Annotated in this window: 12 protein-coding genes and 1 pseudogene; 10 read left to right on the top strand and 3 right to left on the bottom strand. The window is 49.9% G+C overall.

The window, feature by feature from the left end; translation table 11 throughout:
• Nucleotides 1-50 precede the first annotated feature (50 nt).
• From LLG46_15785 to LLG46_15765, 5 genes are all read left to right on the top strand, one after another.
• Entirely contained in the window at nt 51-1,010 is a 960-nt protein-coding gene (locus tag LLG46_15785) for an undecaprenyl/decaprenyl-phosphate alpha-N-acetylglucosaminyl 1-phosphate transferase (protein ID MCE5324756.1), read from the top strand.
• A 113-nt stretch (nt 1,011-1,123) separates the two neighbouring features.
• Nucleotides 1,124-2,236: a UDP-N-acetylglucosamine 2-epimerase (non-hydrolyzing) gene (gene wecB, locus LLG46_15780; protein ID MCE5324755.1), complete on the top strand. Its 1,113-nt coding sequence runs from the start codon at nt 1,124-1,126 to the stop codon at nt 2,234-2,236.
• Complete coding sequence (locus LLG46_15775) at nt 2,185-3,357, top strand: AI-2E family transporter (protein MCE5324754.1); 1,173 nt, start codon at nt 2,185-2,187, stop codon at nt 3,355-3,357. Before wecB ends, LLG46_15775 begins: the two co-directional genes overlap by 52 nt.
• A 15-nt stretch (nt 3,358-3,372) precedes the next feature.
• Entirely contained in the window at nt 3,373-4,206 is an 834-nt protein-coding gene (gene uppP / locus LLG46_15770) for an undecaprenyl-diphosphatase UppP (GenBank protein ID MCE5324753.1), read from the top strand.
• Between the two features lie 111 nt (nt 4,207-4,317).
• Nucleotides 4,318-5,460, top strand: coding sequence for an isocitrate/isopropylmalate dehydrogenase family protein (locus LLG46_15765; GenBank protein MCE5324752.1), 1,143 nt, complete (start codon nt 4,318-4,320; stop codon nt 5,458-5,460).
• Between the two features lie 331 nt (nt 5,461-5,791).
• On the opposite strand, the gene LLG46_15760 is transcribed toward LLG46_15765, so the two are convergent.
• Complete coding sequence (locus LLG46_15760) at nt 5,792-6,466, bottom strand: hypothetical protein (GenBank protein MCE5324751.1); 675 nt, start codon at nt 6,464-6,466, stop codon at nt 5,792-5,794.
• Nucleotides 6,467-6,781: 315 nt separating this feature from the next.
• Here LLG46_15760 and LLG46_15755 point away from each other — a divergent pair, with 315 nt between their 5' ends.
• From LLG46_15755 to LLG46_15735, 5 genes are all read left to right on the top strand, one after another.
• A complete protein-coding gene (locus LLG46_15755) occupies nt 6,782-7,993 on the top strand; it encodes a LysM peptidoglycan-binding domain-containing protein (protein ID MCE5324750.1) in 1,212 nt (403 codons plus the stop codon).
• 23 nt (nt 7,994-8,016) lie between these two features.
• Nucleotides 8,017-8,781, top strand: coding sequence for an inositol monophosphatase (locus tag LLG46_15750; GenBank protein ID MCE5324749.1), 765 nt, complete (start codon nt 8,017-8,019; stop codon nt 8,779-8,781).
• 480 nt (nt 8,782-9,261) lie between these two features.
• On the top strand, nt 9,262-9,717 hold the full coding sequence (locus LLG46_15745; GenBank protein MCE5324748.1) for a hypothetical protein: 456 nt from the start codon (nt 9,262-9,264) through the stop codon (nt 9,715-9,717).
• A gap of 216 nt (nt 9,718-9,933) precedes the next feature.
• Entirely contained in the window at nt 9,934-10,524 is a 591-nt protein-coding gene (locus LLG46_15740; protein ID MCE5324747.1) for a TetR family transcriptional regulator, read from the top strand.
• 14 nt (nt 10,525-10,538) lie between these two features.
• Nucleotides 10,539-11,858, top strand: coding sequence for a multidrug effflux MFS transporter (locus tag LLG46_15735; GenBank protein ID MCE5324746.1), 1,320 nt, complete (start codon nt 10,539-10,541; stop codon nt 11,856-11,858).
• Between the two features lie 185 nt (nt 11,859-12,043).
• Here LLG46_15735 and LLG46_15730 read toward each other — a convergent pair whose 3' ends face one another.
• Both LLG46_15730 and LLG46_15725 read right to left on the bottom strand, forming a co-directional pair.
• Nucleotides 12,044-12,346, bottom strand: a complete 303-nt coding sequence (locus tag LLG46_15730) for a hypothetical protein (GenBank protein ID MCE5324745.1) — start codon at nt 12,344-12,346, stop codon at nt 12,044-12,046.
• 366 nt (nt 12,347-12,712) lie between these two features.
• Nucleotides 12,713-12,796, bottom strand: a pseudogene (locus LLG46_15725) (prepilin-type N-terminal cleavage/methylation domain-containing protein).
• Nucleotides 12,797-12,868: the final 72 nt, after the last annotated feature.

Raw genomic sequence — 12,868 nt, 5'->3', positions numbered from 1 at the left:
CTAATTCTGGCACCTGATACCCGGCACCTGTCACCCAGAAAAGGATTTCTATGAACTCAGCTTTATTGGCTGTGCTGATAAGTTTTGTCGTGGCCTTGTTGATGACCCCGCAGGTCAGAATGCTTGCTATGCGCCTGAATGTGGTGGCTCAGCCTGGTGGCAGGCGTGTTCATTCGCGGGTGACACCGCTGATGGGCGGCATTGCAATGTATGCGGGGTTCATTATTGCGGTAATTATTGTCGTAATCCTGAGCCCGAGGCTGCGTTTCGATATGCAGACGATAGGCATCCTCGTCGGAGCCACATACGTAGCGATTATCGGTGTCATTGACGACAAATACGAGCTTCCAGGCTGGTTCCAGGCTCTGAGCATCCTCATAAGTGGCACTATTCTTGTCCTCTTCGGCGTGAAGATACAGCATGTCACCAATCCTTTCCAGGGTGGTCACCTGATGTGGCTGGGCTGGGTAGGTATTCCCCTGACACTGATCTGGGTCCTTATGGTGACCAAGGCAGTGGACTGCATGGACGGTCTCGACGGTCTTGCGGCAGGCATATCGGGCATCGCGGCTGCCACACTGATGCTTATGGCGCTGCGTTCGGGCGAGCGGTTCGAGATATCAGCAGTGATGGCTGCAGCCCTGCTTGGCGGCACAATAGGCTTTTTAAGATATAACTATCCCCCCGCAAAGATATTCATGGGCACAATAGGCGCTCAATTTTTGGGGTTTATGCTTGCCGGTATCTCTATAGCCGGTGCGTTCAAGATAGCCGCATTTGTGGCGGTGGCAGCGCCCGTGCTGGTGCTGGGCGTGCCTTTGTTCGATACCACATTTGTGGTCATACGACGAATCGCCACCGGCAAGAAGATACATGAGGCCGACACCAGCCACCTACATCACAGACTGATGAACAAAGGATTCTCGCACAGGCAGGTTGTGTGGCTCATCTATGGCCTCACAATAGTCTTCTGCGCTGCGGCGTATACGCTTTTTTTCTATGCCAGATGAGAGAAGTGGAAAGCTGAAAGTGGAAAGCCATAAACTATGTTCGGGTGCGATATCCGATCGCGCCCGAAATAGAACTCTTGCGATTTCAGATCGCAAACGCTTAAGGTGAGGCAATGAGAATTCTAGCAGTATGCGGCACAAGGCCGGACACGGTAAAGATGGCTCCGGTCGTGCTGGAGATCAAGCGGCATTTGCGCCAGGCCGAGCTTATATTGGCCGTCACAGGCCAGCACCGCGAGATGCTCGAACAGGTGCTGCATGCGTTCAATCTGACACCCGACTTCGATCTTCATATAATGACCGCACGACAAAGTCTGGCTCAGATAACCACCCGTGCTCTTGAGGGCCTGGACGATGTGATCCAAAAAGTGAAGCCCGACCTGGTGCTTGCCCAGGGTGATACCACGACCACATTCGTTGCCAGCCTGGCTGCGTTCTATAACAAAGTCCGATTTGGCCATGTCGAGGCGGGTCTTCGGACTGATAACAAATATGATCCGTTTCCCGAGGAGATAAACAGACGTCTTGCGGGTGTGATAACCGATCTGCATTTTGCTCCGACTGATGTCGCAAAGGATAATCTCCTGCGCGAGGGCGCGTGTGCCGATGATATATATGTCACCGGTAACACCGTGATAGATGCTCTGCTGGCGATAGCTTCTCAGCCGCATGAGTTCGATGATCCGGCTCTGCGTGCGGCGGCTGAATCGGGCAGGATGATATTGCTTACGGCTCACCGCCGGGAGAACTGGGGCGAGCCGATGAAGGACATCTGCGCAGCTATAAAGCAGATAATCGCTCAGAATCCCGATGTGCATGTAGTGTTTCCGGTGCATAAAAACCCGATAGTCCGCGATGTGGTTTTCCCGGAACTGGAGGGCACGGATCGCGTAATACTCATGGAGCCGCCGGACTATGTGCCGTTTGTTCATCTCATCAAGTCGGCGCATCTGGTGCTCACCGACTCCGGTGGGGTGCAGGAAGAGGCTCCATCTCTGGGTAAGCCTGTGCTGGTGCTCAGAAAGACTACCGAGCGGCCTGAAGGTGTTACGGCCGGCAGCGCGAAACTTGTCGGGACCAACACACAGGTAATTGTTAATGAGGCTGAAAACCTGCTGCATAATCAGGCGGCATATGATATGATGGCACAGGTAAAGAATCCGTATGGCGATGGATGCGCGTCGGAAAGGATTTGGGAGATAATCTGCTCCCGATACAATCTCTGATGGCAAGCGGAGTTGAAAATTCGATCAAAGTTATCTGGGGACTGCTGGTTCGGCTGGTCATCATTGTGGCCTCTGCATATGTGCTCTATCGTGTCCGAACGATACTCATATCTGTGCTGGTGGCGATCCTGCTTGCATATGCGCTTTTGCCACTTGTGGACTGGTTGTGCAGGAAGCGTGTGCTGCGGCTTCATCCAAAGACTCAGAGGCTCATAGCCACTATAGTCGTGTTCGTTGCATTTCTTGCGCTTGCCTCTGCCACGGTTGCGATTATCACCACTCCGTTTAACGATGAGCTTTCCAGGTTCACGAGCAGTTTTGGGGAGTATGCGGACCAGTTGAGTGGTTTTGCGGGCAGCTTCGAGAGATGGTATGCAAAGGCAGTTCCCTACGATTTCAAGAATCTTATCGGCAACCTGGACTATTCAGGATTCACCAAGACATTCGGTGTATATATCCAGAGGCTGCTCACTGTCACGAAGTCGTGGATCGGTCTGGCGCTTGAGCTTATACTGATCCCTGTGCTGGCGTTTTATTTCGTGCTCGATCACAGAACGCTCACCCGTGAGATGTATGGTCTGGTGCCGAGGCGCCGCCGCCGTGAGGCGATCAGGATCGGCCATGAGATCGGTATGATTTTGCAGAGTTATGTCGTTGGTCAGATAATCCTGTGTGTGATTGCCGGTGTGCTGACGGGAATCTTTCTGGGGATACTCAATGTTCCTTATGTGATAGTGCTTGCTCTTTTTGCAGCTATTACCCGTGCAATTCCGGTGATAGGCCCGGTCGTGAGCGGCATTCCTATCGTGCTGGTAGGACTTTTGAACTTCCACGGCCTCGCCGTGCCGATGTATTTGCTGATATTTGTTATAGTGATGCACTTTGCCGAGAGCAAGTTTATTATGCCCAAGTTGATCGGTGACCGTCTCAGGCTTCACCCTGCGGTGGTGATAATTGTGCTCCTGGTCGGCGCAGAGTTTTGCGGTCTGATCGGAATGTTTCTTGCTGCTCCGGTTGCGGCAATCATACGAGAGCTGATCCGGCTCTACTACATCCGTCCACATGGCAAAGTGCCCCTGTTGGATATTGAAGATGAATCCGGCGATCTCGCCGCGGTATAAATTTGGAGTGGAATATTGTTATCTGCATGGCAAGCCATTATATTGGGAGCCGTCCAAGGCCTCACTGAGTTCATCCCCGTCAGCAGTTCGGGACACCTTATAGCGATCCCATATCTGCTCCATTGGAACTACCAGGGCAAGGCATTCGACGTAGCAGCCCACCTGGGCACTCTTCTCGCTCTGGTTGTATATTACTGGCGCGACTGGATATCGATTCTTTCGAGCTTTTTCTCTCACATATTCAAGGGCAAGGTGTATGACAAGGACGATTCCGCTGGTGTAAGCGGCCGCCTGTTTGTTCCAATAATTGTGGCTTGTGTGCCTGCAGCAATAGTGGGATATTTGTGGGATGATCTGATCGAGGCCAAGCTCAGCGTGTGGTATATTGTTGCGCCTGCTATGGCCATATTCGGTCTGATAATGCTTCTGGCTGATCGTCTCGGCAAAAAGCAGCGTGATATTGCTCACATGACATATGTGGACTATATCATAATCGGCATTGCGCAGGCAATGGCGCTGCTGCCGGGCGTATCGAGGTCTGGAATCACGATCACAGCCGGGCTGTTCAGGAATCTCGACCGTTCAGCATCCGCCAGGTTCAGCTTTCTACTTTCGACCCCCATTGTCTTTGGCGCAGGCATGATGGCGCTCAAAAAAGTCTTGCACACTGGTATGCCTTCTCAAGAATGGGCAGCATTCGGCTGGGGGTTTGCAAGCGCAGCCGTTTTCGGTTATATTGCGATACATTTCCTCATCAGCTTCCTTCGCAAAAATTCTCTGACAGCATTTGTTGTCTATCGGATAGTCTTTGCCATCCTTATGGTCGCAGTATTCCTCCTGAAAGTCTAGAACCGTCGGACTCTCACACTATCACACTCTCAAACCATCAAACCCGCGTTTGACACTCTGCCTGCCTCCGTGGTACAGTTTGTTTGAAACAATATGTTGGAGGACAGTCAGTTGGCGTATAAGATCACTCTAATCCCCGGCGACGGCACCGGACCCGAGATCACTGAAGCGACTCGCAGGGTCATCGAAGCAACCGGGGTCGATATAGAATGGGATGTCAAGGATGCCGGTGTGGATGTCATGGACAAGTATGGCACACCGCTGCCGTCAGAGGTCATCGAGAGCATCAGGACAAACAAAGTCGCGCTCAAGGGACCGATTACCACTCCCATCGGCAAGGGATTTCGCAGCGTGAATGTCGCGCTGCGCAAGGAGCTAGACCTTTATGCGTGCGTCCGTCCCTGCAAGTTCTATCCCGGCATAAGGTCCAAGTATCAGGATGTCGACCTGGTTATCGTGCGTGAGAACACCGAGGATCTATATGCTGGCGTTGAGTGGGACTTGGGTTCAGATGAAGCCAACCAGGTCATAAAAATGTCCGGCGGCAAGATTCGTGAGGATTCTGCTATCTCGATCAAGCCGATATCGGTCACCGGCACACGACGGATCGTCAAGCTGGCGTTCGACTATGCCATCGCAAATGGCCGCAAAAGCGTCACGGCCGTGGCCAAGGCGAATATCATGAAGTTCACCGACGGTCTATTCTATAAGGTCGCTCGTGAGGTTGCCAAAGCATACGGCGCCAAATTTGAGTGGAGCGATCTTGAGCCTGAACAGGGTGATCCGACTCTGGCCGACTGCGCAGGCAAAGGCGCCGGGATCGTGTATAATGAGCGCCTGGTAGACAATATGTGCATGCAGCTTGTTCAGAAGCCCGAGCTTTATGATGTAATTTGCCTGCCTAACCTCTACGGCGATATTCTCTCAGACCTGTGTGCAGGTCTGGTGGGCGGGCTGGGAGTGGCTCCCGGTGCGAATATTGGTGACACGGTTGCTCTCTTTGAACCGACGCATGGCAGCGCGCCGAAGTATAAAGGTCAGAACAAGGTGAACCCGATTGCGATGATTCTTTCCGGCATGCTGATGCTGCGGCACATCGGCGAGAATGACGCAGCCGACAGGCTTGAAGCATCAGTTGCAAAGGTTGTTGCCGAAGGCAAAGACGTTACATATGACATGAAGCCTGACCGCAACGACCCAAGTGCAGTCGGCACCTCACAAGTAGCTGACGCGATCATCAGGGAACTGGCATAATCCCGCTTCCACAACTATAAAAAATCAGGCAAAACGAACTGTCTTGTGCTCAAATTTTGGGGTTCACGCTCAGTTCGTTTTGCTTTTTTTGTGTTTATATTGAAACCGGCTGCCGGCCTGAAAAATACCCTCCCATAATTATAAGGCGGCAACTCAAGCAAAATGTAGCTAACAGGCTATGATATTTCGGCTAAATATTGTTCGCATATCGTGAACACGCATTTGGCTGGAAGATGTCGTTTGCTGTGGGTTCTGTGGCTTTGGCAGTGCAAATGTGGGAAACCAATACGCAGTGTGTGATTGACTGCTGCCGAAGGGACCAAATTGCTCCCTATTTTAAGATGTGATTTCGCCAATCAGCCTCTACAGTCTCAAGTTTTTGAGCGTAGACTTGCGCGAAATGATCCTGGATTTGTGTGTCGGTATATTCTGTAAGCAAGAACAGTTGTTTCAACTTTTCCCATCCCCATCGCTCAACCAGATACTGTACCCAGGCTCCACTAGCACGGTACAATGCTACCCCTCCATGCTTCCAATAGTCGTCCGCAATCGCTATATCAGCCAACGGTGGTACTTCGGTCAGCGTTGCCATGACGGGTAATTTCAACTCGTCCGCTGCCCCTAGGTAACCCGCATACTCCGCGAGACCTTCCATGAACAACGGAGGAGCTTCGCCATATGCCTGCCCCCACAAAAGGTGGGTTAGCTCATGGCGAAAGCGCAGCATATGGAACTCCGAATGAAGAGGGGCCACTATCGGGTTCATTACGTAAAACAGCACATTCGGACTACAGATGGAGCCGAATTGCCGCGAGGCATTGATCTGAACAATAAAGCAGGTAAAGGTCGTCTTGAGGCTAATTCTTTCGTGTTTAGTGTGTGTTGATAGCGAAAGAAATGCCGTAAGCTCAACATGCATCTGTTCCAGCGCATCAATAAATGTCTGGTCAACAACTGCTTCAACCGGTAGGTCGCAATACGAATGAAGAAGAAAATGTGGAGACATACGGCTCTCCCATTGTATCGCTGCAATACACTCGTGGAGCCAATCAATCTCTCGCGGAGAGTGCGAATTCGCTCTCAAGTCATCCAAATATCGAGATGTATCCATGTCCCTGCCGCCTGCACTGTATAATCGCAATATATATTATATTGCGACTTCCGCATTTTGAAAATCGGTTTGTTGCTTCGGTAGCAGTTAATGACCGGCAAGCCTTAACTCATAACTCGCTATCGCATAACCCGAAACATGCATGCTCTACTTGACAAAATCAAAAAAAGCTGTAAATATATGCTCGTAAGGTCTATGGAGGTGTCGCAGATGGGACATATAACCTCAATGGTCTTAGACGCCGCCGAGATTTGGGCATATGAGTGCTTGCTGCCGGATGACTGGTCGGTCCTGCAGGTGGCAAGCCGCATTGCCGAGTTGGCCAAGTTACCGAGCGTGGGTTCGGACAATTATCCAATCAGCTACGGCTTAGTGCAGTTACGCGGCAGTGCAATCGACCCTCAATCAAGACTAACCGACCTCGATCTTCCAGATCACCCCGTTTTCAGGATTGTCCCGGATATCACAGCGGCACAGGAGACCATGGATTTCGCGTTTGACGAAAACAATGTTCTCGAACGTGATCCTGTGCAGCATTCCGATGTGAAAATCTTGAACCAGAGACTGATCACCGAGGATGTTCGGCTCGACCTTAAGGTGGATGTGCGTATTGACGCAGCGGTTCACAGGCAGATTGAGGATTTTGCGAGCAAGGACAGGCACACTGAGTGTGCGGGTCTGCTGCTCGGGACCGTCACCGACGAAGAACATGAACGCGCCATACACATCAAGGCGGTGCTGCCGGCTTATGATGCAAAAGGGAGCCGGACCAGCGTAAAGATTGACCTGCAAGCGTGGGATCAGATACTACTGGATCGCGATAAGTGCTATGGCGACCTGGATGTATTGGGTTGGTTCCATACACATGCAGGCTGGGGAGTGTTCATGTCCGATGCGGATGTGTTCATTCACAGGCATTTCTTCAGACACCCGAATATGGTGGCATATGTGCTCGACCCGACTATGGGCAAGGATGGTTTTTTCTATTGGCATGACGGCACAATAGGCCTTTGTCCGAACTATGGTCTGGTGGGAGCTGCCAGTGCGGTCAGGCGGCAGAGTAAGGGCAAGCGCAGGGTGGGTCACACGCTGCGCAATATCATAATCGGTATAATAATGGCGGCGGCGCTGTGTATGGCAGCCATACGTTTGCCGATATCGAACAAAATAATATCGGGTGTGAATCCGAGTCATGAAGCTTATGTCGTGCAGCAAAAGCCTCATGTCAAGCCGATGGAGATCAAGACACAGGCATATACTCTGCAAAGGGGCGATACGCTATGGAGCGTATGCAGAAAATTCTATGGTAATGCGAAGTTCGCATATTCTCTGGCGGAGTATAATAAGATTGATGAAATGAAAAGCTTGCAAGTAGGGCGAGAAATAATAATACCGCCAAAGGGAGAATTGGAAGCAAGATAGTGAGTTTGCAGCAGGAAGATTTTATGAAAGACCTCGCGCTGGGCGCGGGTGAGATTATAAGAGACAAATTTCATGCAGTCAAAAAATGGCGTACAAAAGCAGACCTTGGAGATATAGTTACTGAGGTAGATATAGCCTCTGAAAAATTCGTAATAGACCGCATCCGCGAACAATACCCCAATGACCGCATCCTATCGGAGGAGAGCGGGGTGGTCGGTGAGGGTGACAGTGGCAGGGTATGGATAATCGACCCGCTCGACGGCACTCGAAACTATATGACCGGCATTCCCTTCTTCTGTGTTTCGATTGCAGTTACTGCTGACGGCAAGCCCGAAATGGGTGTCATCTACGACCCGATTCACGATGAAATGTATTTTGCCAATCACGGCGGCGGAGCCTATTTGAATGGTGAGAGGATTCATGTATCCGCACAGGAGTCTCTGGAGGACAGTCTGGTCTCGGTGAGCTGGGTAAGGCGCAAAGTGGACCGTGAGATGTTTGTCGATTATATCGAGCAGATCAGCCGCGACACGTCCTATTTCAGGCGATTAGGTTCAGCAGCTCTGGTGCTGGCGTATATTGCTGCCGGAAGGCTTCATGCCTATATGCAGGGCGGCCTGAATCCGTGGGATGTAGCCGCGGGCATATTGATAGTCGAGGAGGCTGGGGGAGTAGTGTCGGACTTCCATGGCGACCCGCTAGACCTTTGCAACCCCGATATTGAAATTCTTACCGCCAACCCAACTCTGCACAAACTCCTGTTGGACAATGTGATTTCGAGACGCTGATTACCCAATCTTGGTGATGCTTATCACGAACACACATCTATTGGCGTCATGCACAATCGAATTGATCCCCTTTACTTCGACCGGATTTTCGAGTGCACTATTGAATTCTTAATTATCCTCTTTTTTATTACACATTTTAGCGTGCAGATGTGCATAGGTTATACACGTATACCCCACCATTATATCTATATTCATTCCATATCTTATATATATTATCGCCATTTTGCATCTACATTTGTGACTAGCCCTGTATATTTACAACATATACCGCAATATAAGTATATACAAGTCATGTATGTCTATTGCTTGACACATACGCGGAATGAGGCTATAATACTATATATGGCCTGGGCAATAGCGTAGACCACAACCTGTAGTAAGCGCACACTCAAGCGATTTGCATTTGTCTCTCGTCCGTATGGCGAACGATATTGGAATCGTCAATAGACAGAGAGTCTTGAAAGGGGGCGATTTCCCAGCATGGAAATCGGTGACACAGTTTTACATCCTAGATATGGCGTGTGTGTTATAGAGTCGATTGAGAAACGCCTGAAAGACGGCAAAGCCAGGGATTATTTTGTTATTCCCAAACCATCCATATCCTCAACAATCCTGGTGGCAGTAGAGGCGGTGGACGAAATCGGTGTTCGGCCGCTGGCCACCGCTGAAGAACTTCAGCAAGCAGTAAGTATACTTTCCGGCGAATCGGACGATACCAGCCTCTGCTCCGAAGAGCATGAAATAAGTTGGTCTGATCCCATTGATCTTGCTCGTGCTATCCGGCATGGAGTAATACAACCTAAAACACGTTACCCCAGGGTAACTCAGCAGCGTCAGCTAAAACATGCCAAAAAGTTACTTGGTGAAGAGCTGTCTGCTGTACTCGGCATGTCCGAAGAAAGTATCACTACATTGGTTGAGAAAACAACGGCTTAAGTCGCACATTCGCAGAGGAAAATGTTCACTGGACGCCTGGTGAGCATATCCTCTGCTTTTTGTCCAAAGATTAGTCCGAACTCCGCAATAACACCATCCCCACTGCCGGTTATCAGCCGATTTATGGCTTTTCAGCCTGTATCATATGCCGTCAAGTGAATTATATAATCAAACGATTGATTGACAAATTGCTGTCTGTTGGCTTATACTATACCTATGAACGACACGCATTCAAATGATAAGACTTCAATCGATACGAAAGCCAGACTCATTGACGCCGCCACGGAGTTGTTTGCCAAGCAAGGGTATGATGGCACAAGCACTCGTGAAATAGCTGCACAGGCAGACTGCAATATATCACTTATCAACCACTATTTTGGTGGTAAGCAGGGTCTCTTGCAGGCTATCGTATCAGGCTGTTTTGATGTCGAAGAGCAAGAGTTGCGCGCTCTTCTCGCATCCGGTCCAACTGCATCCGGACTGGTAGCTCGTTTCATAGATTTCTTTTTTGATTTGTTCTATCAGCACACATATGTGATGCGTATAATCCAGCGAGAGATAGCCAACATGGAAAATCCGACAGCTGATTATGCTCGAGATCGGATTAGTGCAAATCTAGAGATGATTGCTGAGTTAATACAGCGTGACCAGGGTTTACGCCCTTCCGAAGTCTCACCCCGCGCCTTGGCAAACATGATAGTCGGCATGGTCTCGTTTTGCCTTTTGGATAAGAATGAGTTGAATAGTCGTGCCTCAGTCCGGGGTGCAAAGGACTTCATTAAGTCGTGTTTTCTGATAGTGAAATAGGAGGATAAGTAGAATTGCCCATAACCGAGAACACCACAATTGACCGTAGGCCGCCAGAGGAAGAATATGTTGATTTAAACGAAGTAGTCAAGGAGCCACACATAGAACAGAAGCCGTCTGGCGGTGTAGGTACCATGTGTTTTCTCGGGCTATTGGCAGCATGCATTCCGTTATCCACGGACATGTATCTTCCAGCTTTGCCTGTAATGGCAAGAAATCTCCATGCTAGTACACAGATTATCAGTCTTACACTGACTCTGTTTTTTGCCTGCTTCAGCATTACTTCATTGCTTTGGGGTCCACTGAGCGATAAATACGGGCGCAAATCCACGCTCTACACAGGCCTATCAATATTTGCCGTGTCGACCATACTGTGTTCATTCTGCGCCAATGCGCAGCAGCTGATCATTTGCAGGGTCTTGCAGGCTGTTGGAGGTGCATCGACACCTGCAATTTCAACCGCGCTCGCCAAAGACATGTTTCACGGCAGAAAAAGAGAAAAATGCTTGGTAATAATACAATCGATGCTGCTTGTAGGCCCAATGGTGGCACCTGTATTTGGAGCGTTAATTTTGAAGTTTACTTCCTGGCGCGGCATATTCTGGGTCGTGTCTATGTTGGGCGTGGCGGCGATAGTATGGAGTTCATTTATAAGGGAGCCTGCTATTGTACGTCATAAGGGCAGCATCTTCACTACGTTTTGCCAGTTGGGTATAGTGCTGAAGAACCCCGGTTTTACTTCGCTCCTCGTGCCGTTCTCGCTTGTACTGATGCCGATGTTTGCTTACATCTCAGCATCGTCTTTTATCTACATAAAGGAGTTCAGAGTCAGTGAGTTCGGTTACAGCTACTTCTTTACTCTCAATGCAATATGCCAAGTATTGGGACCAATACTGTTTCTGCACCTGTCAAGGCACATGCACAATAAGGCGATTATCAATGTGTGCTTTGGGCTGATGACTGTAAGTGGCCTGTCAATTTGCTTACTTGGTCATCTATGTCCTTGGGCATTTCTTCTTTCTATCATACCTGCGTCCTTCGCCAGTGGCATCATACGTCCACCCAGTACGAACCTGATGCTGGAGCAGGAGCATAACGCTGTGGGTTCGGCATCATCACTGATAAACTTTGCGCTGGGTATGGCTGGTAGTATAGGTATGCTCATTGTTTCCTGTTGCCAGCGATCACTGATAATGCCTTTAGGGATTGTCCATCTCGGTGCAGGTCTGATATGTGGTGGTTGCTGGCTTTATGTATCGGATAAGCCATTTATCAGACATACACCGCATACACACAAAGCTGCCAGTGGTATCGATGAATTTGGGAATAACTAACAATCACTCAAAAGTCTTGTTAGGAATCGTGGCATGAACACTTTCGCGACTGCTCCGCGGTGTTGTTGTGTTCGCCACGAAGGGAACGAAAATGCTCCGCATTTTCGAAGGAGAATTGTGCGGTGTGGGCAGCGTCACGAATCAACTACCCCCGCATAATCTGATCTGAGATACGCGCAATCGCACTAGTTTCCTCGAAACCACGGATGACTGCCATCATTTCGATTGCACCACGGGTCGGGTATATTTATCCCGAGTTTTTCTTTAAGGGGATCTCCTTGAGCTGAATTGGCAGCAGAAGATTTCCACTCATTTGGTCTGACCAGTTTCACGTGCCAGTCCAAAAATAACACGTTCGCCCCTCCTCCGTGCCGTTTTTCTGAGTTTACGGCTTCCTGATAATCGGGTTCCCAAGAGGTAGGAGGACCGTACCAATTATGCTGCGCATTTATGGTGGCGCCTTCTTTGGAACCGATGGGGCCGTCCATCAGATAAACGGTGTTTCGCTTATATACAAGCTCGGTCTCCAGCGGCGGCGGTACAGAGGTGTTATATGACGCAAGCCCCGCCCAGTAATCGGTATATGCATTGCGCCAATAATCCGGCGCCCCGGCATCGGTGCCGTTTTTTCCACCGTCTAGCGGGCATCGTGAGACAAGTTTGGTCTTGGAATACATAAGGGCCGCAGTATACCATGCTCCTGCTTCCGAGGTTGTTCCAAGGGGGTCTGGGACTCTATACGGAGGGTATCTGTTGCCGTTATCCGACATATACATCGCGGTGGCACAGCCGACCTGCTTGAGGTTGCTTATGCATTTGGCGCCCAATGCCGCGCGTTTGGCGTTTGTGAGGACGGGTAATAGGATCGCCGCAAGTATTGCAATGATTGCGATTACCACCAGCAGTTCGATTAGGGTAAAGCCTCTACATTTTCTCATGTCGATAACTCCCACCGGCACGTAACGGTTGTGCATGTTGTTCATTGTATGCAACATTAGGCATAAGTATAT

Source organism: bacterium, assembly GCA_021371935.1.
Classification (GTDB): Bacteria; Armatimonadota; UBA5829; order UBA5829; family UBA5829; genus UBA5829.
The sequence above is the reverse complement of the archived record's forward strand: the minus strand, read 5'-3'. Positions and strand labels throughout refer to the sequence as shown.